Origin of the sequence: Pseudomonas sp. CFBP13509, assembly GCF_005233485.1 — a bacterium.
Taxonomy (GTDB): domain Bacteria; phylum Pseudomonadota; class Gammaproteobacteria; order Pseudomonadales; family Pseudomonadaceae; genus Aquipseudomonas; species Aquipseudomonas marginalis.
This window is the reverse complement of sequence record NZ_QGAA01000004.1, coordinates 263,605-286,915: the sequence shown is the minus strand read 5'-3', so window position 1 is coordinate 286,915 and position 23,311 is coordinate 263,605. Positions and strand designations below refer to the sequence as shown.

15 protein-coding genes are annotated in these 23,311 nt (G+C 58.5%); 7 read left to right on the top strand and 8 right to left on the bottom strand.

Annotated elements, in window-relative coordinates:
• The first annotated feature begins 15 nt into the window (after positions 1–15).
• The 6 genes from PspCFBP13509_RS09125 (at position 16) to PspCFBP13509_RS09100 (ending at position 11,412) form a co-directional block, all read left to right on the top strand.
• Positions 16–1,470, top strand: coding sequence for a hypothetical protein (locus tag PspCFBP13509_RS09125; RefSeq protein ID WP_137211925.1), 1,455 nt, complete (start codon positions 16–18; stop codon positions 1,468–1,470).
• A 138-nt stretch (positions 1,471–1,608) separates the two neighbouring features.
• A complete protein-coding gene (locus PspCFBP13509_RS09120; RefSeq protein WP_137211924.1) occupies positions 1,609–3,096 on the top strand; it encodes a hypothetical protein in 1,488 nt (495 codons plus the stop codon).
• Between the two features lie 49 nt (positions 3,097–3,145).
• On the top strand, positions 3,146–5,365 hold the full coding sequence (locus PspCFBP13509_RS09115) for a hypothetical protein (protein WP_137211923.1): 2,220 nt from the start codon (positions 3,146–3,148) through the stop codon (positions 5,363–5,365).
• Positions 5,366–5,420: 55 nt separating this feature from the next.
• Positions 5,421–7,217: a hypothetical protein gene (locus PspCFBP13509_RS09110; protein ID WP_137211922.1), complete on the top strand. Its 1,797-nt coding sequence runs from the start codon at positions 5,421–5,423 to the stop codon at positions 7,215–7,217.
• Positions 7,218–7,276: 59 nt separating this feature from the next.
• The gene (locus PspCFBP13509_RS09105; RefSeq protein WP_137211921.1) at positions 7,277–9,094 is read left to right on the top strand and encodes a hypothetical protein; all 1,818 of its coding nucleotides are present in this window, start codon (positions 7,277–7,279) and stop codon (positions 9,092–9,094) included.
• A gap of 98 nt (positions 9,095–9,192) precedes the next feature.
• On the top strand, positions 9,193–11,412 hold the full coding sequence (locus PspCFBP13509_RS09100; protein WP_137211920.1) for a hypothetical protein: 2,220 nt from the start codon (positions 9,193–9,195) through the stop codon (positions 11,410–11,412).
• Positions 11,413–11,514: 102 nt separating this feature from the next.
• Here the strand turns inward: PspCFBP13509_RS09100 and PspCFBP13509_RS09095 are convergent, their stop codons facing one another.
• From PspCFBP13509_RS09095 to PspCFBP13509_RS09085, 3 genes are all read right to left on the bottom strand, one after another.
• Positions 11,515–12,468, bottom strand: coding sequence for an alpha/beta fold hydrolase (locus PspCFBP13509_RS09095; RefSeq protein ID WP_137211919.1), 954 nt, complete (start codon positions 12,466–12,468; stop codon positions 11,515–11,517).
• A gap of 82 nt (positions 12,469–12,550) precedes the next feature.
• Positions 12,551–14,803, bottom strand: coding sequence for an ATP-dependent DNA helicase (locus tag PspCFBP13509_RS09090; protein ID WP_137211918.1), 2,253 nt, complete (start codon positions 14,801–14,803; stop codon positions 12,551–12,553).
• Positions 14,800–16,449 (bottom strand): VRR-NUC domain-containing protein, encoded by a 1,650-nt coding sequence (locus tag PspCFBP13509_RS09085; RefSeq protein ID WP_137211917.1) that lies wholly within the window; start codon positions 16,447–16,449, stop codon positions 14,800–14,802. Before PspCFBP13509_RS09085 ends, PspCFBP13509_RS09090 begins: the two co-directional genes overlap by 4 nt.
• A gap of 185 nt (positions 16,450–16,634) precedes the next feature.
• On the opposite strand from PspCFBP13509_RS09085, the gene PspCFBP13509_RS09080 reads away from it, so the two are divergent.
• A complete protein-coding gene (locus PspCFBP13509_RS09080; RefSeq protein WP_027605784.1) occupies positions 16,635–16,859 on the top strand; it encodes a YgdI/YgdR family lipoprotein in 225 nt (74 codons plus the stop codon).
• 56 nt (positions 16,860–16,915) lie between these two features.
• Here PspCFBP13509_RS09080 and PspCFBP13509_RS09075 read toward each other — a convergent pair whose 3' ends face one another.
• From PspCFBP13509_RS09075 to PspCFBP13509_RS09055, 5 genes are all read right to left on the bottom strand, one after another.
• Positions 16,916–18,340, bottom strand: coding sequence for a polyurethane esterase (locus PspCFBP13509_RS09075; RefSeq protein WP_074846770.1), 1,425 nt, complete (start codon positions 18,338–18,340; stop codon positions 16,916–16,918).
• Between the two features lie 40 nt (positions 18,341–18,380).
• Positions 18,381–19,718 (bottom strand): TolC family outer membrane protein, encoded by a 1,338-nt coding sequence (locus PspCFBP13509_RS09070; protein WP_065927585.1) that lies wholly within the window; start codon positions 19,716–19,718, stop codon positions 18,381–18,383.
• A gap of 2 nt (positions 19,719–19,720) precedes the next feature.
• Positions 19,721–21,013 carry an HlyD family type I secretion periplasmic adaptor subunit gene (locus PspCFBP13509_RS09065; RefSeq protein ID WP_065927586.1) on the bottom strand — a complete coding sequence of 431 codons (1,293 nt, stop codon included), beginning with the start codon at positions 21,011–21,013 and terminating at the stop codon, positions 19,721–19,723.
• A gap of 97 nt (positions 21,014–21,110) precedes the next feature.
• Positions 21,111–22,838, bottom strand: a complete 1,728-nt coding sequence (locus tag PspCFBP13509_RS09060) for a type I secretion system permease/ATPase (RefSeq protein ID WP_065927587.1) — start codon at positions 22,836–22,838, stop codon at positions 21,111–21,113.
• Between the two features lie 103 nt (positions 22,839–22,941).
• A complete protein-coding gene (locus PspCFBP13509_RS09055) occupies positions 22,942–23,310 on the bottom strand; it encodes an AprI/Inh family metalloprotease inhibitor (protein ID WP_027605779.1) in 369 nt (122 codons plus the stop codon).
• Position 23,311: the final 1 nt, after the last annotated feature.

Genomic DNA, 23,311 nt, shown 5'->3' with positions numbered 1-23,311 from the left:
AGGAGAATAAAGAGCATGAGCACTGAAAGCGCCAATACTTCCCCTGGACAGCCCAGGCAGCTTCCTCGTCTGTCGATCCCAGGTATGACCCATAATGTAGACGGTTACGACGGAGGGATTCCCGAGTGGCTGATGGTCTCCGGGCTGACTGTCCGAGTGGATAACAGTTGGGTTGCCAGTCCTGGCGACATCATCAATATCGTCATGATGCCAAGTATGACGTCCTTGGCGATGAAGCCGGTACGGGCGGGAGAGGAACAACACCACAGTTACTTTTTTTCCATTCCACGGGAAAAGCTGCCCGACGGAGAACTACGCCTGGGTTACGTGGTGAATTACAGAGGCAGCGACGACGACGAGGCATCCTATCCCCTGAGTATCTTGGTAAAAACCGACCTGCCGGCGGGCGAAGACCTGGATCAGCTTGAGCCGGGTCACTCGCAGCTCAAATACACACTCTCGGCCCTGGAAGTCTATCCGCCCGAGGCAGCCAAAGGCGTCAGCGTAATCGTTCAGCCTTATCCGAATATGCATCCAAGCGATCGCATCCACTTCCAATGGGGCAGCCTGAACGTCGTGCAGAAAGTTGCAGGCGTCGGCCAGGCGACCCTTATTGTGATTAATCACGCCCAGATGATTAAAGCCGGTGACAGTGATGGCCTGCTGGTGGGGTTTTACATAGTCGACCTCGTCGGCAACGCCTCAACACCAAGATCCAAGTACACCCGCGTAGTGGTGGCGCTCGACAATGCGCAACGGGAAGGCCCATTCATCCAGTCCGACGATCAGCCGGGCTATATCGATATCGAAAGACTCAATGGCGCCAACTTGAGGGTTGGCATGTACACCCCTGGGCACATCGGCAGGACGGGAGATTGGTATGTGATCACCTTCAAGGCCTACCCTCCGCTTGGAGGTGAGGTGGTGCACCGACGCATCGAAGTGATCACCAGGGCTGGCACCGCGACCTATCATGAAGTGCCCTACAGCAAAGTCCGTGCTGCGGCCGGAGGATGGGTGGCGATCAGCTATGAATTGATCCGGGCAGACGACTTGACCCCTTACGTTTCCAAGCAGACCTGCGCTGAAGTTGTGGGGTCGGTCATTCCATTGGAGGCGCCCTATTTCGAAAAATACCCTGAAGATACGGTGTTCATAGAAAACTCCCTCGTTGTGAATATCCCCTGGTACGCCTGGCGCAAACCGACAGATACCCTCACGTTGATCCTGCGTTACGTGAAGTCACTCAACGAAATCATCCTCTTCAGCGTGACGAAGCCGGTGGGATCGTTCTGGTCGGATGGACAGCCGGTTCAGTGGGCGCTCACCGGTACGGATCTTCACCCCTTCGCGGGCTACGCCCCCGATCTGTATTTCGTCTACGAGTCCGCGTCCGCCTCCATCAGGGCCCGCTCGGTGGATTTGAACGAGTCGCTGCGCCGTCAAGTGCAAATCCTGCAAGGTTCCTGACCGGGCGTGTTGCGCGCCGTCCGCCCGTCGCCACCTGTTAATTATGACAGTAGCCAAATCCTTCTTTAACGGCGTTTGATAGGTCCAAGCGCAGGAGCATTTCCTGTCAAGCGTGACAACTTTCTATTGGAGAAAGCCATGCCTACCAAGAACAGCAAGCCCGCCACGACCAAACCCAAGAAGGCCTCGCCGGTCAAACCCAAGTTTCTTGACACCCTGCGAGTCCCTGGGATGTCCCCTGCATTTGCGGGCTATGACGGTGGTATTCCGCTCTGGTTGCTGGCCAGAGGCCTGACCGTGTCGGTGGACAAGAATTGGCCCGCGAAACCCGGAGACAAGATTGAGGTGCTTTCTATAGTGGGGATGAAGGTACTTGCAGAGAAAACCCTGGAACCTGGAGAAGAAGCCCGCAGCAGCTTCTCCTTTGCCATTTCGGACAGCGACCTCCCCAATGGGGATCTGATACTGGGGTACAGGGTGTGGTACACCGGCGGCCCATCCAATGACCTCTCTTATCCGCTGACCCTGATGGTCAAGCGAACCCTCCCCGCCGGCGAGGATCAGGACCACATCACTCCCGGCCATTCCGAACTCAATTTCAAAATATCCGATACAGAGATCAGGGAAATTCAGGCCGGGCGGGGCGTGACCCTGACCTTCGAGCCTTATCCGAATATGCATGCACTGGATCGCATTGAATGCCAGGTTGGTAGTTTTCTGGCTCCCCCTCAGCAAGTGACCGGTGTCGGTCAACAGACCGAGATAAAACTCAACCGCGATCAAATCATCTCGATCGGTAACGGCACCAATAGGTTGGTGAGTTTCCAGGTTGTCGACGCCGTCCGCAATGTATCCACCCCCCGCTCGCGCAACGTCCCGGTGCTCGTGGACGTGGGCAGCGCCAACTATGCCGCGCCTATCTTCGCGACCCAGCACTATCCAGGCTTGATCGACCTTGAGTCACTTAACGGCGGGCCTTTGCATATGCAGTTGTTCACTTATCCGTGGGAGGGCCCTGTTGGCTACACGTATTTTGTGTCTTACCAGGGCTACCCAAAGCTGGGAGGCAGGGTACTGCACGATCAATACATCCCCATCGTAGCGGCCGGCCGGCCTCATGATTTTTTCGTACCTCATGACAAAGTGCGTGCCGTGGCCGGTGGCAAAGTGGAGATCAGCTTTATCCTGTTCCAAGGGCTCAATATCGTGGGTTACTCAAAAATCGCCTCCGCCGCCGTGCAGGACGCGATCATCCGATTGCAGGCGCCTATTTTTTTGCGATACCCCTCCCATGTCGTCGACCCCATCCCCACCGGTGGCGCCGCCGTCGAAATTCCTTGGTACGCATGGCGCAGGCCCACTGACAAGATCATGTTGCTTATGCGTTACGTGATACCGGGCAGCCATGACCTGATCCTCTACGACGACCTATTTACCGTGGGGCAGGTGCCTGAAGGCGTGCCGATAAGACGCCTGATTCCCTATGAAGATCTCTTGAGGTTCGACGGCACCACCCCTGAACTCTATTACGTGTATGAGCCCGAAAATATTCTGGCGCGCAGCACATCGCTAAACGAATCGTTACGCCAGGAAGTACGGATTGGTGCGCCGGGCCGTGGGAGATGAAGCTGCTGCGGTTTCTATCAGCCACACCGCCCCTCTTGGAGGCCTGACCATGTCCCGTAAAACCAGAACCCCGGCCCGCCGTCCCCGCAATGACTATGACCTGGGCCCAGTGCTGATCAGCGGTATCGAACCCCCTCCCGAAGGGGATACCCAGTCTGACGGCGCACTGGGCGCACGACATGTGGAACATAATCTGGAGGTGCTGCTCCTGGCGTTCCCGGGGGTAGTGCTGGACACGGAGATCTACCTGATTTGGAACAACCCTGAAGCCCCGGTGGATTACCTCATCATCCAACCGGACAACCTGGGGAACCGGTTTTTCAGCCTGATGGTGAATAAAGAACAAATCCTGCCGGAGTGGGCCGAAGTCTATTGCCTGATCAAGCGCCCCAGCGGCAACCGGTCTAAAACCAAACCGTTGAAGCTCAGGGTGAAACGCAGTCGCCCGGGGTACCCTGATCCGAACCCGGACGCCGACGGTAACCAGGGCCTGGTGTTTTTTCTGCCTGCCGACCTGGAAGCCGGCAGCCACGTGGATATGGCCAGGGCAGATCGCGGTGTAGTGCTCGAGATCCACCCCTGGGAAAATATGGCCGAGTGGGACACCTGCCGTATCGCCTGGGGCTCCACTCTCATCGAACACGTGGTGACGGCCAGTGAGGTGCAACGGCCATTTGAAATGTTCATTTCCCCCGAGCAGATCAAAGAGAACCCTCATTACGTAAACATGCCGGTGGCCATGCAAATCAAGGATGTGGGCGGTAACTACCCCGCTGATCCCGACTCCAAATCGAACTGGTCGGAGACACAGCGAGTAGAAGTCAACCTCGGCCTCTTGCGGCCACGGCCACCGTTCCTTAAGCAAGCCGGAGAAACCGTTGAACTTGATGAGTTGGGTGATGCTGCACAGGTCGTCCAGATATTCATCGATAACGACTTTTTCGAGCGCAACGACAAAATTGCATTTGAATGGGAGGGCCGAGACACTTATAACTTGCCGTTTTTCCATGGCGAGGAGAGAGACGTCAACCTTGTCAACTTCATCGAAGACTTCGACGTGCCCAACGAAATCGTCAGCGCAATAGCCGGCGGCACTGCAATTATGTACTACAACCTCTATAAGACCAGAGATGATGTATGGTTGCCGTCGAGAAAAGTCCGGGTAACGGTTAAGGGCGAGTTCATCGCCTGGCCCGCGCCGAGCATCGTAGAGGCGCCAGACGGAGAATTGAATCCAAACTCAAATGCCACGGTTAAATATCGTGCCCAACTTGGCTGGACCGCCACCACACGCATCCGAATAGTATGGGCCGCGCACTCGGTTAATTTTACTGAAGAATTTGTGCTGGGGCCCATTCCCGAGGACCGGGAACTTTCATTTACTGTTCCGAACGCACAAGTCAGGCGCTTTAATACATTGCCTGTCGAGGTGTACTATGAACGCATCGATCAGACGCCCCATCGGCAATCCCAACGTCTTCAGCTTCAAGTGGGAGAGCCTACAAGAACACTGCCAGCGGTAAGGGTTGAAAGCGCTTCGGGTAACTATTTGGACCCGGCTAATTTTGGCACCCATTTGATGGTTACGCTGCCGCTTACCGACAGTCTGGGCGGCGATGTGATTAAGTTGGATTTGGATGGAGATGTGATTAGCACCTCCGTTCAGATGAAGTTAAATAATGACCAGGCAGGGGAAACACTGGAAATCCCTATCGCACGTAACTTCATCACTGGAAACCTGGATAGATCCATAAGGCTAAAATACAGTTTGGCCCGGGCCAATGTTCCCAGGCGATTTTCACCGATTCTCGCGTTGCGCGTAATCGCAGGCTTCGACCACCTCACCACCTTTGACAACAGCAACTTAAACGGATGGGTAGCAGGCCCAGCAGTCAATGGAGGACGTGACATCGAGTTCAGAAAGTATGGCGCCAATACCGTTTTCCATAACTTTACAAATACCACCGGCAATAAAAGCGGGGTAATCCTCAGTCAGGGATTTGCCAACTTGATACCAGGCCATCAATACGAATTCAGTATGAAAGCCAGAAGGTTCCGCGGCCTATACGTAGTCCCTTCACTCTCTCTAAGTAGCACTCAAGGCGCTGTCACAGCTCCAACCCAACTCACCGACTTAGTAAACTGGCGAACCCTTTCGGGACGTTTCCTCGCTAACAGTTCTTACGTCGTGCTTTACATTAATAGTCATGTAGTGACTACCAGTGGTAACGACTACGAAATTGACGATATTCGCTTCAGACGCCTCTAGCCCGAACTTTGCCTTTCGGTGTCTTACCCGTTGTTTCATAGAAAGGAGTCACTACATGTCCAACGTCGCCCCCCCTGCGCCCACCGCCGAACTAGGCGATCTTTACATCCCAAGGCTCCATCCGGCCGCGGCCGGTGATGTAGGGGTTGACGGCAACCTGGGCCTCAGGAATATCGAAACCCCACAGGTTGTCTACGTGAAAACCAGTTCACGCACGTCACCCGGTCAATTGCTCGAACTGTTCAGCAACGACCCTATCCTTCCCGTCGCTCACGCCTTTGTCATGCCCGGGGATACCCAGCGTGAATGGCTGCCAATTCTCCTGCCGGCAGCCAGTATCCGGCCTCAATGGATAGACCCCTTGGTGTGCCGAATCAACGCCTCGGGCGCGTCTACCCTGCCCCTGCGCTTGAGGGTTGACCTTGCACGTCCGGGCGGCCACGACCCCGACCCTTCCAAGCCAGGGCACCAGGGACTGGTCATCTATCTGCCTGACGATGTGCTGGTTAACGGCGTCAGTGAGGCCAGGGCCTTCGAGAATATCGAAATCACGCTGATGCCTTACGCCCACGCGGCTGCGGGAGACCAGGTCCTGCTGTGCTGGGGAGATCAACAGGTTACCTATTTACTCACCGAGTCAGATCTGAACCATGCGGTCAACCTGATAGTGCCTTACAGGACAGTCATGGCCGCCCGCGACGGCAGAGAACTGAACGTGAGGCTTCAGGTGCGCGGGCATACCGGTAACTTTACTGACCCGGCTGAACGCTGGTCTGCCGTCAGCAAGGTATGGGTATATGCACAACGCGATATTTTGAGAGAGCCTTACAGCGCCGAGGTTGACCCGCAAACCGGGGTGATTGACCTGGAGAAGCTGGCAGGCAAATCCGTCACGGCTTCGGTGTTTGCTTCAGCGGATTACTTCGAGACGAGAGATGCCCTGGAATTTGTCTTCAGGGCTACCGATGCTCAAGGAAACACTGTCACACACCGCGAGGAACGCCCAGTGGACCGGATCAACGCGATCTATGACTTCTCGATCCCTCCTGCGTTCATGGACGGTCTGGCCCAGGGGCATGCCAAGCTGTATTACACCCTGCGCAAATATGTCGGTTCAACGACGATGTATTCGCAAGCTGCCTACGTGAGTGTCAAAGGTGCAACGGTTCTGTGGCCAGCGCCCTATGTGATCGACACCATGCCCTTCGCTGAAATACGTCCGGTACCGAAAGATGGGCAAGCCTACGTGCCTTACCAGGCCAGCTGGAAGCCGTGGGACCTGATCACACTGGTCTGGCTCTTGCCTGACCGAGACGGCAGCGTGGAATACCGCTTCACCCGCAGTGCAGGTGAGCGCCCGGAGCACGACATCATTGAGTTCGTACTGCCCGTGGCCCAAATCAAGCGATTCGAGGGGCGCCCTTCCGAAATGCACTACGAGGTCAATGGTACTGATGGGCGGCTGCTGGGTGAGTCTGCGCGCAAAAGCCTGCTGGTGGGGAAACCGTTGGAGCCCATGGCCGCTCCGGTAGTCGATAAGGTTGCCGGCCATTACCTTGATCCGGACCTGGTACCGGAGGGCGTCTGGGTCACCATCCCTGACCCGCCTGTCGGCCAGCATCTTCGACTGCACTGGTTTGGCCCGGTGAACCGCATTGTCATGCTGATGCATATTTCCACGCCCGGTGAAGCTCGAATCAAAGTCCCGGCGAAGTATGTATCGGACAACCTCAATCACATCGTAAAAGTCTATTGGGAGGTCAACCGTAACGGTGTTCCACAGCGCTATTCCGGTGTGGTGACGCTGCGCATTGCTCGCCGAGGTATTTTCGGATTCGAAGACATACCGTAAAGATGATCATCACGCGGCTGCCTGATCGATTTTCAACCCTTTCATGTGGAGGATTCACGATGTCTCGTGCTCCTGAAAGAAAGCTTGGAAGTACAGTCGACGATAGACAATCCGAGCTGTACATCTCGAACCTGGGTATGCCTATCAAGGAGGACACCGAACCTGACAGGTGCATTGGACTGCGGCATGTCGAGCATGATCTCAAGCCGTTACTTTTCCCCGAGCACAAGTTGGCGCTGCACACAGAGATATTCTTGTACTGGAACGGCCCGACGCCAGAGGACTACCTGATTATCGACGAGAGCAATGCGAATAACCCGGTGCATACATTGACCGTGTCCAAGGAAAACATTCTGCCGGAGTGGGCTACTGCCTACTGCACCATTGAGGAGCCCGGAAACGGCCTCGTCGACACCAACCGGCTCAGGCTTCGGATCAAGCTCAACCGTCCCGGCAAAGAAGACCCGGACGCTGACAAACCGGGCCATCAAGGACTGGTGTTCTTCCTCCCCGAAGATCTCGAGGCGGGCGCAGTGATAGACCCCGAACGGGCCAGGCTTGGAGTCGTTCTTGAAGTCCAGCCCTACGAATACATGGCCGAATTCGATACCTGCACAATTGCCTGGGGTTCGCAGCTTATCAGTCGTGTGGTAACCCCCAGGGAGGTCGGCAGACGGTTCCAGGTAACGGTTAATGAGAGCGCCATCCGTGCCGCCGGCAGCAACCCTTTCCTGCCCATCGCCATGCAGGTCGTTGATGCCGTGGGCAACTATCCGGTCTTCGACCCCGAATCGGACGCAAATTGGTCACCACCAACCTGGGCAAATGTGGACCTCGGTACTCGGCCACTTGAAGCACCTTTTCTTGAGCAGCCAGGAGACGTTATCGACTTGAAACGGCTCGGGGACGCGGCGCAGAAGATCAAACTGTTCCTTGATCCAACGGTGTTCAAAAAAGGCGATCGAGTACGCCTGGATTGGGAGGGTCGAGACGCAGAGAACTTTCCTGTGCCCTACAGCGAGGAAAAGACCGTCGAGCGCACCAATAGCTTTATGGAGTTCTATGTCCCGAATGAAAGAGTCAAGGCCCTGGGCGGCGGCGTCTCAATGCTGTCTTGCAGCCTTCATTCGCTGAACACCGACGATGTGCGTGTTTCGATGAAGACGCGTGTGAGCGTACGCGGGGCCGCCAGTCCCTGGCAGGCGCCCCGGGTTCAGGAATCCGCGGCTGGCTATCTCGATCCGAGTGTTCCTGAGGCGACAGTGGTCATAGTCGCTCCCGACGGATGGGCGGCGTCGACCCGGATTCGTCTGGTGTGGGTGGGTGGCTCGGTGATCTACACCCAGGAATACACGCTGGGGGCGATCCCCCCGGATCGCATCCTGGTATTCAAGGTCGACGGCGGGCATATCGAACGTTTCAATACCCTGCTCACCGAGCTGTATTACGAACGCGCGGACCGGCCATCAAGCCGTGAGTCGCTGCGCCTGCAATTACAGATAGGCAAGCCTGCCAGCGCGCTGCCCCAGGCACGGGTTGAAGACAGCCGTACCGAACAGCAAGTACTGGTGATACTGCCTTTTACCGAAACCGAGCCCGGAGACGCCGTGACATTACAGTGGATTGGTGACCAATCGAGAACCACGGTACCGAACACACTGGATTCCGAAACGGCTGGCCGGGAACTGCACATTCCGATCCCAGTGAATGACCTTGAGGAGGGGGAAATCGTACGGGTGTATTACAGCCTTATACGACGAGGCCAACCCGTCCGTTATTCGAAGCTGCTTGTGTGGGTAATGCCCAATAACGGCAACGTCGATGCTGAGCGTGGTAATAAAAGTACGCTACTGCCAGCTGCAACCCATCGCCGGTGAATGAAATGAGCGAATAATTCTTCGAAATACGGCTAATCATCTGACGCTTGCGTGCATCGATACCTATTAACTTCGAGTCTCGCTCCGGAGGTCTGACCATGTCCCGTAAAACCAACACCTCGGCCCGCCGTCCCCGCAATGACCACGACCTAGGCCCTGTCCTGATCAGCGGTATCGAACCCCCTCCCGAAGGGGATACCCAGTCTGACGGCGCACTGGGCGCACGGCATGTGGAACATAATCTGGAGGTGCTGCTCCTGGCGTTCCCGGGGGTAGTGCTGGACACGGAGATCTACCTGATTTGGAACAACCCTGAAGCCCCGGTGGATTACCTCATCATCCAACCGGACAACCTGGGGAACCGGTTTTTCAGCCTCACGGTGAATAAAGAGCAAATTCTGCCGGAGTGGGCCGAAGTCTATTGCCTGATCCAGCGCCCCAGCGGCAACCGCTCTAAAACCAAACCGTTGAAGCTCAGGGTGAAACGCAGTCGCCCGGGTTACCCTGACCCCAACCCGGACGCCGACGGCAACCAGGGCCTGGTGTTTTTTCTGCCTGCCGACCTGGAGGCCGGCAGCCACGTGGATATGGCCCGGGCAAATCGCGGTGTAGTGCTCGAAATCCACCCCTGGGAAAATATGGCCGAGTGGGACACCTGCCGTATCGCCTGGGGCTCCACGCTCATCGAACACGTGGTGACGGCCAGTGAGGTGCAACGGGCATTTGAAATGTTAATTACCCCCGAGCAGATCAAAGAGAACCCTCATTACGTGAACATGCCGGTGGCCATGCAAATCAAGGATGTGGGCGGTAACTACCCGGCTGATCCCGATTCCAAATCGAACTGGTCGGAGACACAGCGAGTAGAAGTCAACCTCGGGCTCTTGCGGCCACGGCCACCGTTCCTTAAGCAAGCCGGAGAAACCGTTGAACTTGATGAGTTGGGTGATGCTGCACAGGTCGTCCAGATATTCATCGATAACGACTTTTTCGAGCGCAACGACAAAATTGCATTTGAATGGGAGGGCCGAGACACTTATAACTTGCCTTTTTTCCATGGTGAGGAGAGAGACGTCAACCTTGTCAACTTCATCGAAGACTTCGACGTGCCCAACGAAATTGTCAGCGCAATCGTCGGCGGCACTGCAATTATGTACTACAACCTCTATAAGGCCAGAGATGATGTATGGTTGCCGTCAAGAAAAGTACGGGTAACGGTTAAGGGCGAGTTCATCGCCTGGCCCGCACCGAGCATCGTAGAAGCGCCAGACGGAGAATTGAATCCAAACTCAAATGCCACGGTTAAATACCGTGCCCAATTTGGCTGGACCGCCACCACACGCATCCGAATAGTATGGGCCGCACACTCGGTTAACTTTGCTGAAGAGTTTGTGCTGGGACCTATTCCGGACGACCGGGAACTTTCATTTACCGTTCCGAATGCACAAGTCAGGCGCTTTAATACATTGCCTGTCGAGGTGTATTACGAACGCATCGACCAGTCACCCCATCGGCAATCCCAACGTCTTCAGCTGCAAGTGGGCGAACCCACAAGAACACTGCCAGCGGTGAGGGTTGAAAGCGCTTCGGGTAACTATCTGGACCCGGATAATTTTGGCCCCCACTTGATGGTTACGCTGCCGCTTACCGACAGTCTGGGCGGTGATGTGATTAAGTTGGATTTGGATGGAGATGTCATCAGCACCTCCGTTCAGGTGACGTTAAATAATGACCAGGCAGGGAAAACACTGGAAATCCCTATCGCACGGAACTTCATCACTGGAAACCTGGATAGATCCATAAGGCTGAAATACAGTTTGGCCCGGGCTAATGTTCCCAGACGATTTTCACCGATTCTCGCGTTGCGTATTCGTACGGGACTCGACCATATCACCGACTTCCACAATAGTAATTTAAACGGATGGTTGCCGGGAATAGCACTCAGTAACAAGCAGGATATCGAGTTCAGAACATACGCAGAAAATACGATTTTTCATAACTACACCTATCCCCCCGGCGATAAAAGCGGTGTTATTTTCAGTCAGACTTTTAACAACTTAAGGCGGAATGAGCTGTACGAATTCAGTATAAAAGCCAGGAGATTCGACGGGCGATTTGAACCCCCGTCACTCTCTCTAAGTACCTCTCAAGGATCACTTACAACTCCAGCAAAGCTTTTAGATCTGGTTAATTGGCTGACCTTATCAGGAACACTGACGGCCAACAGCGAAACACTGACGCTTTATATTAATAGCCATGTAATTACCAGCTATGGTAACGACTATGAAATTGACGATATTCGCTTCAGACGGGTCTAACAGACTTTATCTAATGTTGTTTGCTCTACTGGTGTGGAGACAAGACTAATGTCGTCGGCACCAGGGCTGAGAATGGCGAAAGCGATATGCGACTGCTGACCATCAGTCAAGTGACCGGACCCGCCCTAAAAACTCGAGCACCAGCGCATTGACCCGTTGCGCCTGCTCGTTCTGGATCCAGTGACCGCAGTTGGCCAGGCTATGCAGTTCAAGGTCAGGCACCCACTCAGGCATGCGCTTGAGCGTATGGGCCTCAAACACCCCCACCGGATCGCGGTCGCCAATCAGGAACAAGGTCGGTTGCAACACCTGGCGGCCGGCGAGGAGTTTGGTGCGCTGCCAGTTGCGCTCGAAGTTGCGGTACCAGTTCAGCGGGCCGCGAAAGCCGTGTTCGGCGAAGGTTTGCACGTACACGTCGAGGTCTGCCTGTGTACACCAGTGCGGTAATGCACCGGGCGTTGAAGTGCCCTCAAGCAACGTGGCGGTGGCCGGTTTCTGCTGTAGAAACACATCCTGGTCCTGCATGAACAGGCGCAAGGTGCGTTCGATATCGGCATCCAATTCCTGCTCGGCTACACCCGGTTCCTGGAAATACAGGATGTAATTGAAGCGGTCGGCATACAGCTCGCGCATGATCTCGATCACCGGCCGCCGAGCACGCCCGGCGAAAGGCACGGACATCGTGACCAACCGAGTGACGCGCTCCGGCTCGAGCAACGCCAGGTGCCAGGCCACCACGGCGCCCCAGTCATGGCCGACCATCACGACCTGTTCGTGCCCGAAATGGTCCATGGCCTGCTGGATATCGCCGCACAAGGTCATCACGTCGTAGTCGGCTATCTCGGCGGGTGCGCTGGATTGGCCGTAGCCGCGCATTTCAGGGGCAAATACCCGGTAGCCTGCGGCGGCCAGCGCGGGTATCTGTTCACGCCAGGAGTGCCAGCACTCGGGAAACCCATGGAGCAGCCAGATGGGGCGGCCCTGTTCCGGCCCCGCGACATGCACCCATAGTTCAATACCGTTTACAGGGATCTTTTGCGGGGGCAGTTGGCTCATGGGCGGGGCCTTTCCTGGAGGTTTTTGCCTAGCCTGGGGGATCCGTTGTGCAAGAACCAGCATTATTGATGGCAGGAATAGCTCAATAAACCGTCCACCATTCCGGCAACAACTGGCGGACCCGCGCCTCCCCGAACCGATCATCCATCAACATCACCACACCCCGGTCGTGCTGGCTGCGGATCACCCTCCCCGCCGCCTGCACAACCTTTTGGATGCCGGGGTACAGGTAGGTGTAGTCGTACCCTGCGCCAAAAATCGCCGCCATGCGCAGTTTTATCTGCTCGTTGACCGGGTTGAGTTGCGGCAACCCCAGGGTGGCGATAAATGCGCCGATCAGGCGTGTGCCCGGCAAGTCGATGCCCTCGCCAAACGCGCCGCCCAGCACGGCAAAGCCGATGCCTTGGCTATGTTCGGTGAATTGGTCGAGAAACCCTTGGCGTTCGGCCTCGGCCATGCCCCGCGACTGGTGCCACAACGGGATCTGCGGGTGTGTTTCGGCGAGCAGTTGCGCCACCTGTTGCAGGTAATCAAAGCTTGAGAAAAACGCCAGGTAGTTACCCGGTTGCAGGGCGAACTGGCGGGCGATCAGCTCGACAATCGGCGCCAGCGAGGCTTGGCGATGCACGAAACGGGTGGAGATTGCGTCGACAATGCGTACCTGCAGTTGCTCGGCCTTGAACGGCGATTCCACATCGACCCAAGCCGTGTCCGTCGGCAGCCCAAGCAGGTCGGCGTAGTAGTGGCGTGGGCTCAATGTGGCGGAGAACAACACGCTGCTGCGGGCTGCCGTCAAGCGCGGCCGGATGAATTCGGCGGGTACCACGTTACGCAGGCACAGGGTCGAGCTGCTGCGTTTGCCGCCGAGCTGGCGCTTGCTGATGTCGAAGATGAAGTGCTCGTTGAACAGCTCGGCGACCTTGGTAAATTGCAGCGCTTCGAAGTAGAAGGCTTGCAGGTCACCGCTGAGGGCTTCGGGGTGGTCGTTGAAGTAATCACCCAGGGCGCTGGTGCACAGGTTCAGGGCCTGGAGCAGTTTGTCCGGCCTGGAGGCATAGGCTTGGTACGGCGCGACCTGGTCTTTGTGCAGGGCGTTCCATTCGCGGTTGAGGCGCTGCAGGGGTTTCTTCAGCGGCTCGGGCGCGGTGTCGCGCAGGATCTTCAGGCTGTACTGGTCGAGGCTCGCGCTGTACATCGAGCGCGCACGTTCCACCAGGTTGTGGGCTTCGTCCACCAGCACGGCAGCGCGCCATTGGTTGAGTTGGGCCAGGCCGAAGAGCATGGCGCCGAAGTCGAAATAGTAGTTGTAGTCGGCAACCACCAGGTCGGCCCAGCGTGCCATTTCCTGGCTCAGGTAATAGGGGCACACCCTGTGATCGAGGGCGACATTGCGCAGGTTGTGTTGGTCGAGCAGGCGGACCTTGGACGCGGCAAGGCGGGCGGCGGGCAAACGGTCGTAGAAGCCCTTGGCCAAGGGGCAGGCGTCGCCGTGACAGGCCTTGTCCAAGTGCTCGCAGGCCTTGTCCCGCGCCACCAGCTCGAGAACACGCAGGGGCAGGTCGCTGCTGGCATGCAGCACCTTGGCTGCATCGAGGGCGAGTTGGCGACCGGGGGTCTTGGCGGTGAGGAAAAACACCTTGTCCAGTTGCTGGGGCGCCAGGGCCTTGAGCAGCGGGAAGATCGTGCCGATGGTCTTGCCGATGCCCGTGGGGGCCTGGGCCATCAGGCAACGGCCGGTGCTGACGGCCTTGTACACCGACTCGGCCAGAGTGCGTTGGCCGGGGCGAAAATCGGCATGGGGGAAACCCAAGGTCTGCGCCGCAACGTCGCGCGCTTCACGGTGCTGCATTTCCTGGCGGGCCCAGCCGAGAAACAGTGCACATTGCTGATTGAAGAACGCTTGCAGCTCGTCCGCCTGGAAACGTTGATTGAGCAGGGTTTCGCCTTCGCCGACGATATCGAAATACACCAGCGCCACGTCGATATCCGTGAGGCCAAGCTTCTGGCACATCAACCAGCCGTACACCTTGGCCTGGGCCCAATGCAGTTGCCGGTGGTTGGCGGGCTGGGCAGCCAGGTCGCCTCGATAGGTCTTCACTTCTTCCAGGCGGTTGGCGTCCGGGTCATAGCCGTCTGCCCTGCCCCGCACCTTCAGTTGCTGGTAGTCGCCCTCGAGGGCCACTTCGTTCTGGTAGTGCGCGCTGCGTCGCGAAGCAACGGTGCGATGGCCCGCTATACCTTCCTGGGCGCTGGGCGACGGGGTAAAGCGCAGGTCCAGGTCGCCGACCTTGGCGGTGAACTCGCACAGCGCCCGCACGGCTACGCTGTAGCTCAAGCGGGTTGCTCCGCCCAGCGTACGTAGCAGACGGTGACGGGCATCTGGTATTCACCGCAGAACTCCAGCCAACGCAGCTGGTTGTCCTGCAGGCGGTCGCCAGGGCCCTTGACCTCGATCATGCGATAGGTCTTCTGCGCCGGCCAGAACTGGATCAGGTCCGGCATGCCGGCGCGGTTGGCGCGGATATCCAGCAGCAACCGTTCGAACCAGTAGCGCAGGTGTTCGGCGGGCAGGCAGGCCAAGGCTTGTTCCAGCAGGTCTTCACTGAGCAGGTTCCAGAACACAAAGGGCGACTGGATCCCCCACTTATCGAGGTAGCGTTGGCGGATGGTGGTTGTGTAGCGCCCGTCCTGTAGTTGCGCAAAACACGCGTCAAACAGGGGGACGCGGCGCGCGTGGAAGTCTTCGCTGTGCAGGTCCGCCGGCCCACGCTGGAACGGGTGGAAAAACGCACCCGGCAGTGGTGCGAAGATCGCATCCCAGCACAGCAGGCCGAACAGCGAATTGATCAGGCCGTTCTCGACGTAGTGCACCGGTGCATCAGGTGCGCTCAGGTGGGCCTGGACACAGGATTCCACCGACATCAACGGCTCCGGCAGCGCAAGTTCCAGGTCCAGGCGTGTGACTTCACGGGATTTGAGCGTCGGCAGCCGGGGTTCGCCGAGCTTGCGGCGCAGACGGGGCATGACGCGCAACAGGTGTTGCTGTTCGGCGGCACTTTCCGGTGCCTGTTGCGCGATGCTTGCCAGGGCCATGGCCTGGGCGTAATCCTCCTGGCGCTCCAGCACGCGAATCAGCCGCGCGCGCGCGCCGGGGTAGGCGCAGGTGCGGTAGATCTGCTGCGCCAGGTCCAACTCGGCACCGCGCTCGCAATACTGGCCGAGCTGGAACAACAGCTTGGCCCGGCGCTTTTCCAGCCAGGGGTTGTCGGTGTTCAGCGTGGCCACTTCAGCCAGCACCTGCGCCAGCGCCTCACCGCGTTCAAACGCCTGCTGGCATTGGTGCAGGAATAGAAAACCGTGCACGTCGGCGCGGCTGCGCAACCCCCGCGATTCGGCGCAGAACTCGACTTTTTCATAGGTGTAGATGCCCAGGTCCGCGAGGACAAACTCGGACCAGTCCTGGTGCAGGTTGCCGAAGAACATCAGCCGCAGGCGGTCGCATAACTCCATCACGGTGAGGCTGTACAGCGTGTCGGCCAGGTCCGGGCACCAGTCGGCGAAACGGCGCGTGTCGGTGAACTGTGCCGCCAACCCTTCCAGCCAATCGGCCTTCTTGCCCTTGGGCTGGTCGATCCAGGGTGCGAAGGTGCTGAGAATCTCGCCTTTTTGCAGCAAGGCGAATAATGCTTCAAATGCCAGAAGGTGGTTGTCGTCCACCCATCCCAATTCCCGCAAAGGCGCGGCAGCGGCATGGGGGCAACCGATCTCCACGTAGTGCAGCTTGCCCGCACGAAAATGCACGCCCTTGCGCATCACCATGCGCACCAAAAGCGCCTGGGAGGCTTGCGGCAACCTGTCGAATTGCTGAATGAAATGCTCTTCGTCAGGGTCGAGCAGATCGGCATAGCGTTGCCCCAGCCAATGCAGGACCTGGCGGAAGTTATGCAGGTAATAGAGCGGGTTTTCGAGGGGATTGGCCATGGTACGCATTGGTCGAATACTGGTTATGCATACAGAGTGCCGTCGTAAATGCGGTGTTGCAATCGGTAATAGATAAATGGCACACGCAACTTTTTGCATAAAAATGATCAGATGGGGAGTCGATGGCGTAACATTTGTCGCCCGCGTCCCTGGCGTGGGATTTTTCAGGGTTAAAGGTAAGGGTTATGAACATGAAGAATTTGGGGCTGCCACTGGTTGCACTCACTTTTCTGGTATTGGCCGGTTGCGCGACGCAAACCGTAGTGACACTGCAAAATGGCACGCAGTATTTGACCAAGGACTCTCCAAAAACCAAGACGGCCGACGGGTTTTATGAGTTCACCGATATCGCCGGCAAGCGCATCCGCGTCAAAGCCGACGATGTGGCCACGGTGCGCAAGGAAGACTGATTTCCAGCGGCCCGCACTGATCAAATGTGGGAGAGGGCTTGCCCCCTCCCACCGTTTTAACCGATCACAATCCCCTCCCCCGACAAGCCAACCACCCCCACCAACGTCACCGAATCCGCGCCAAAACTGATCACCGTATCCCCGCCCACGACCTTGGCGTGATCACGGTAATCCGCACTCCCCTCAACGTCCCTGAACACCAGCTTGTCCGTCGCTTGATAGCCGATAATCCGGTCCTGGCCAAACTGCCCGCTGAACAAAAAGGTGTTATGCCCGCTGCTGTCGCGGATCGTGTCATTGCCCTTGCCGCCCTCGATAAAGTCCGCGCCCTTGCCGCCCTGGATCAGGTCATTGCCGTCACTGCCAATGATGTAGGTATCGCCCTTGTGCGGTTCGGCATTGCGGTTGAGGTCCTGCACCCAGGTGGTGGCGCGTGCCGGGTCGGACAGGTTGGCGACGATAATCGTCGAGTCGCGGCTCATCTGCCCATAGAACCCGGACTCGAGGATGCGCGTCATCCCATCGCCATAACCCGTAGGCAAATGGGAGATCCAGGTCGGCAGGTTGGTGATGGAAAACGGCAGCACATTCCACAGCGTCGAAGCGTAGTGGTCGTTAAAGCTGACGATATTGTCGGTGGTCGATTCATGGGGTTTGTCATGCACGCCCAACGATGACCAATTGAAGGATGATCCGTCCAGCGCACGGAATACCGGGTCGTTTTCGTAGCCGATATTAAGCACCTTGTCGCCAGCGCTCTGGGTCGGCGAGGCGTAGGCCAGGTAGTTGGCGTCCTGGTAGAAACCCGCCCATTTGCTGCTGCTCAAGTCGGCCATGCTGTTGACCGCCAGGCCGCCCAGGCTATGGCCGCTGACCACTACGTCGTGGCCGCTGAGGCCGTGGGCACTGGCGTAGTCGGCGACGTTCTTGAGCAGGCCGCCAAAGGCTTCACCGGCATAGTTCTTCGCGTAATCCTTGGGGCCCAACGCTGCGAGCAGATCGCTGACCAGATCGCCAATGGAGTCGCTGACCAGCGTTTCCCGAGGGCCCGACGTACCGCGAAAACCGATACCGATTTCCAGCAGCTTGCCGGCTTCATCGTACTTGCCCAGCACCTCGACCTGGGCTGTGGTGTAGCCGGCTTTTTCGCCGAAGAACGTGCCTCGGGCGTCGACCTTGCCGGTATAGCCCAGGGTGCTTGCGCTGATGGGCGTCCAACCGGCTTGTTGCACGGCCTCCAAGGCGGCTTTCTCCGAATCCGGGTTCCAGGGAATGCCGGGAATCACGCCCTGGGAATCCGTACTGCCCAGCAGTGCAGCGACCAGCGTGGCGGGCAAACCGAGCCCCAGGCCGTTGTGCTGGTAGCCCACGGCAAAGCCGTTATCCAGGTTGTGATAGGCGTACAGCGTGATCGCCATGGCATCGGCGAACAACGCTTTGGAGCCCTCGGCTCCGAGGTTTTTATAGTCGAACACACCCATGGTATTGCCTCTCTGTTGTTGGAATTGTCGAGAAAGTCAATTAATGCGGTGCCGGCCCGAACGCCTCATCCACCTTGGCCAGGTCGGTGTCGCGCAGGTTGCCGGCGTAGTAGTGCAGTTTGGTCCAGGCCATCAGGTAGTCGTAACGCGCCTGGGCCAGGTCGCGCCGCGTGCTGTAGAGCTGTTGTTCGGCGTTCAGCGCATCGAGGTTGACCCGCTCGCCACCGAGGATGCTCTGCTGGGTCGACAGCACCAGTGCTTCTGCGGAGGTCAGGGCCTTTTGGTAAGCGCGCAGTTTGCTCACGCCAGACAGGCACGCGCTGAACTGCCGACGCAGTTCGATCAGGGTCTCGCGGGTCTTGCCTTCCAGCTCGTACTCGGCCTGTTCCATGGCGCGGCTGGCCTGGCGGGTGGACGCGGAGATGCCGCCACCGGCATACAACGGCAGGCTCACTTCGACGCCGATGGTGTTGGTGTCGTAGCGCTGGTTGTAGGTGTTGCCGCTGTCGGACTCCTGCTGGCGCGAACTGGCGTACGCAGTGACCTTGGGCAGGTGTCCGGCGCGGTTACGCTCCACTTCATAACGCGCGACTTCCAGGGCCTGGCGCTGGGACGCCAGCGTGGGGTTGTTGCTGATCGCCAGTTCATGCCAGGTGTCGTAGTTGGCCGGGGTCAGGGTGAACGCGGCGAAACCTTCGTTCAACGGGGCGAGGTCGTCGATGTTGACGCTTTGCACACCGATCAGCGCACCCAGTTCTCTAAGCGAGGCGTCCTGCTCGTCCAGCGCCTGGATCTCTTCGGCGGTGGCCAGCTCATAGCGCGACTCGGCTTCGAGGATATCGGTGCGGGTGCCCTCGCCCTGCTGGAACAGGTGCCGGTTCTGCTGGAACTGCTGCTCGAAGGCCTTCTTCTTGGCCCGTGCGATGTCGATCTGGTCCTGGGCAAACAGCGCCTGGGTGTAATAGCTCAGCACCCGCACCAGCAGCGCCTGGCTCTTGTCGCGAAAGCTTTCATCGGCGAACAGCGCCTGGGCCACGCCCTTGCGGTAGTTGGCGTAGGCCTCATAGTCGAACAGCGGCTGTTGCAGGCTGAAGGTCGAGCCGTAGCTGTTGTAGTTGCGGTCGTCGTGGTAATTGCCGCCGCGGCCGTCGGGCAAGGTGGCCTGGGAGTTGTTGCGGCCCTTGTTGTAGTTATACGACAGCTTGGGCAGCAAGCCTGCGCGGCCGATGGTGCGGTTTTCCAGGCCGGCGTCGCGCTCCTTGATCGCACCGAGAAACACCGGATCGTTACGCAAGGCCTGTTCGTATACATCGAACGGGCCCATGGCGGCCTGGGCGTTAATGCAGGTAAACAGCAAGGCGATGAACACAGCTTTCATGCTCATTCCTCGGTCAACGCGGAGCCGGCGCGGTCGAGCAGCGGCTTGAACAGGTAATTGAGCAACGAACGCTCGCCGGTGCGCACAAACATCTCGGCGGGCATGCCCGGCTTGATGACCAGGCCGTGGAGTGTCTCCAGTGCTGCCTCGCTGACGGTGGTGCGCAATACGTAATACGGCGCGCCGGTTTTTTCGTCGAGCATCTGGTCGGCGGAAATCAGGCTGACCTCCCCCGGCACACGCGGGGTGCGGCTCTGGTTGAAGGCGGTGAACAGGATATCCACCGGCAGGTGCGTGCCGACCTTGTCCACCAGGTGCACCGGCAAATGCCCTTCCACTTCCAGGCGCGTGCCCTGGGGCACGATTTCCAACAGGGTTTCACCGGCACGCACCACGGCGCCTTCGGTGTGCACGCTGAGGTTGACCGCAATGCCGTCAGCCGGTGCGTTGATCTCGCTGTGTTGCAGATCGAAGCCGGCCGAGGTGAGTTGCTGCTCGAGGGTCAGGCTGCGCAATTGCGCGTCGGCCAATTGGCTGCGCACGTCCTTCTGGTATTCCTCGCTGTGCTGCTGCAATTTCAGGCGCGATTCAAGGATGCCCTGCTCCACCCGGCCGCTCTCTCCGGTGTTCTGCGCCAGGTCCTGTTGCACCTGGGACAGCTGACGTTGGTACTCCATCAGCCGGTTGCGCGGGATATAGCCGTTGTCGGCCAGGGGTTGCAGGTTGCTGAGTTGGTCGCGAAGGGACTGGGCCTGGGCGGTCAGGTCGCTGCGGGCGCGGCGCATGCCGTTGAGCTGTGCGGTGGCGCCCTCGATATTCGCGCGGATGCCTGCCTGTTCACGGGCAAAGGCTTCGCGACGGCTGCTGAACAATTGGCGCTGGCCTTCCAGGACCAACGCCAGTGCGGGATCGGGGTTGCTGCTCAGCTCGGCGGGAAAGGTGATAGCGGATTGATTGTCGCGCTCGCTCTGCCACCGCGCGACGCTGGCCCAGGCCATGCGGTACTGGGCCTGCAGGGACTGCACGTCGGCCTGATTCTGGGTCTGGTCGAGACGGAACAGCGGCTGGCCTTGCTTCACCAGCTCACCCTCCTTGACCAGGATCCGACTGACCACGCCGGGGCTGAAGGTTTGCACCGCCTTGCGTTTGCCCGACACCACCACCGTGCCCTGCACCGGGATGCCCTGGTCCAGGGGCGCCAGGCTGGCCCAGAGGAAAAAGCCACCGGCACCGACCACGGTCAGCAGCCAGCCCATGCGTACGAAAAAACGGGCGTCGTGTTGTTCATGAATCATGCTGACATCCTTACTGCTTGACGCAAAACCTGTAGGAGCGAGCTTGCTCGCGAAAAACTCAGCGTCACCGCGTGTATCCAATCAGGGCGCATCATCGTTAACGCCCTTCGCGAGCAAGCTCGCTCCTACCTTGGGGCGCTTGGTCACGGTGGCCGGACAACGCCCGCAGCACGTCCTGGCTCGGCCCGAATGCCTGCAAACGCCCTTCGTTGAGCACCAGCAATTTATCGGCCTGGGCCAAGGCCGAAGAACGATGGGTCACCAGCACCACACTGCTGCCCTGGGCCTTCATCTGCACAATGGCGCTGGCCAGCGCGGCTTCGCCGACGGTGTCGAGGTTGGAGTTGGGCTCGTCCAGGACGATCAAGCGCGGCCCGCCGTACAGCGCACGCGCCAGAGCTACGCGTTGTTTCTGGCCGCCGGACAGACCACCGCCGTTATCGCCGAGGACCGTGTCATAACCGTGGGGCAGGCGCAGGATCAATTCATGCACGCCGGCTTGCTGCGCAGCCCGCACCACCCGCTCGGGGTCGGCCTCGCGAAAACGTGCGATGTTGTCGGCGATGCTGCCACTGAACAGTTCAATGTCCTGGGGCAGATAGCCGATGTACGGGCCGAGGTCGTCGCGGTCCCAGCGGTGAATGTCCGCACCGTCCAGGCGCACGGTGCCGGCCAGGGTCGGCCACACGCCCACCAACACACGGGCCAGGGTGGATTTGCCGGAGCCCGAGGCGCCAAGCACGCCGAGCACTTCGCCGGCGCCGAGGCTGAAGCTGACCTGATGCAGGGTGGGCATGCGCCGCCCGGGCGGCCCCGCGCTGACCTGTTCGAAGCTGACCTGGCCCTGGGGTGCGGGCAATTTCATCTGCTCCACTTCCGGCGGAAACTCGCGCAGCAATTCGTCCAGCCGCTGGTAGGCCAGCTTGGCCGAACTCCATTGCTTCCAGACCGCAATCAACTGGTCGATGGGGCTGAGTACACGGCCCATCAGGATCGAGCCCGCGATCATCATCCCGGCGGTCATGTCGCCCTTGATCACCAGCAGCGCGCCCAGACCCAGCACCAGGGATTGCAGGCACAGGCGCAGGGATTTGCTCAACGAGGTGATCACCGACCCGGTATCACTGGCTCTGTTCTGCAAACCCAGGAACTGCGAATGCACAGCAAACCAGCGGTGGCGCAACGCGCCGAGCATGCCCATGGCCTGGATGGTTTCGGCGTTGTGTAAATGGCTGGTGGCCAGCTGCGTCGACTGCTGGGAGAAGCCACTGGCCTCGCCCAAGGGTTTCTTGGTCAGGTATTCGTTGAGGCACGCAAGGCCGATCAACAGCACTGCGCCGGCGGTGGCCAACACCCCGAGCCAGACGTTGAAGAGGAAAATCACCAACAGATAGATGGGAAACCACGGCGCATCGAAGAACGCAAACAGCGCCGGCCCGGTGATGAATTGGCGGATATGGGTCAAGTCACCCAGGGATTGCCCGGCATGCCCCTGGCCGCGTTGCAGGTTGCGTTCGAACGCAGCCTTGTACACGCGCAAGTTGAAACGCCGCTCCAACTGGCTGCCGATGCGGATCACGATAAAACTGCGGATGACCTCGAGCAGGCCAATAAACGCAAAGAAGCCCACCACCATCAGGGTCAACATCACCAGGGTGGTTTCATTCTGCGAGGAGAGCACACGGTCATACACTTGCAGCATGTAGATCGACGGCACCAGCATCAACAGGTTAATCAACGCGGTAAAACAACCGACGCTGATCAAGATGCTCTTGTATTCACCCAGCGCCTTGAATAAAGGCGCAACCGCATGGGGCCTGGCCATAGGTTTTGATCTTCCTTGAATCAAATTACGCGCATAAGTTTGCCGTCCTCCGCGATAGAGGCCGCTCAACTAATGAAATCGAGTTATAGGCTTATAACAACAACTAAGGCACTCGTTTTAATTCAACCACGGTGCCGGACTTCGTCCGCGCCTGATACTCGCCGTCTTTCTGACGATTCAAATGGGTGATCCCGCTGCCTTCGGCATTGAACAGCCAGATACCGTCGGGTGTGGGCGACCAGGTCAGGGGCTTGTCCCCCAGCCACTGCGCCACGCAGGCCACATCGCCGCCCAAAGCATTGGCCTGCTCGAGCAGGTCCAGTGCACACACCTGATCCTGCTGGTGCAACTGCCAATGCCCGGCCAGCTGGGCGCTGGTGGGTAAAACAAGACTGCTCGCCATTGCGTGGGCTCCTGCCGACACGAACATCACCTGCAACACGCAGGCGATCACATTGTAAAAACGCTGCATC

Excerpts from the sequence above, each read along its gene's own strand:
- PspCFBP13509_RS09070 (WP_065927585.1), bottom strand. The coding sequence starts at position 19,718 with ATGAAAGCTGTGTTCATCGCCTTGCTGTTTACCTGCATTAACGCCCAG.
- PspCFBP13509_RS09095 (WP_137211919.1), bottom strand. The coding sequence starts at position 12,468 with ATGAGCCAACTGCCCCCGCAAAAGATCCCTGTAAACGGTATTGAACTA.
- PspCFBP13509_RS09120 (WP_137211924.1), top strand. The coding sequence starts at position 1,609 with ATGCCTACCAAGAACAGCAAGCCCGCCACGACCAAACCCAAGAAGGCC.
- PspCFBP13509_RS09100 (WP_137211920.1), top strand. The coding sequence starts at position 9,193 with ATGTCCCGTAAAACCAACACCTCGGCCCGCCGTCCCCGCAATGACCAC.
- PspCFBP13509_RS09065 (WP_065927586.1), bottom strand. The coding sequence starts at position 21,013 with ATGATTCATGAACAACACGACGCCCGTTTTTTCGTACGCATGGGCTGG.
- PspCFBP13509_RS09085 (WP_137211917.1), bottom strand. The coding sequence starts at position 16,449 with ATGGCCAATCCCCTCGAAAACCCGCTCTATTACCTGCATAACTTCCGC.
- PspCFBP13509_RS09115 (WP_137211923.1), top strand. The coding sequence starts at position 3,146 with ATGTCCCGTAAAACCAGAACCCCGGCCCGCCGTCCCCGCAATGACTAT.
- PspCFBP13509_RS09105 (WP_137211921.1), top strand. The coding sequence starts at position 7,277 with ATGTCTCGTGCTCCTGAAAGAAAGCTTGGAAGTACAGTCGACGATAGA.
- PspCFBP13509_RS09110 (WP_137211922.1), top strand. The coding sequence starts at position 5,421 with ATGTCCAACGTCGCCCCCCCTGCGCCCACCGCCGAACTAGGCGATCTT.
- PspCFBP13509_RS09080 (WP_027605784.1), top strand. The coding sequence starts at position 16,635 with ATGAACATGAAGAATTTGGGGCTGCCACTGGTTGCACTCACTTTTCTG.
- PspCFBP13509_RS09055 (WP_027605779.1), bottom strand. The coding sequence starts at position 23,310 with ATGCAGCGTTTTTACAATGTGATCGCCTGCGTGTTGCAGGTGATGTTC.
- PspCFBP13509_RS09075 (WP_074846770.1), bottom strand. The coding sequence starts at position 18,340 with ATGGGTGTGTTCGACTATAAAAACCTCGGAGCCGAGGGCTCCAAAGCG.
- PspCFBP13509_RS09060 (WP_065927587.1), bottom strand. The coding sequence starts at position 22,838 with ATGGCCAGGCCCCATGCGGTTGCGCCTTTATTCAAGGCGCTGGGTGAA.
- PspCFBP13509_RS09125 (WP_137211925.1), top strand. The coding sequence starts at position 16 with ATGAGCACTGAAAGCGCCAATACTTCCCCTGGACAGCCCAGGCAGCTT.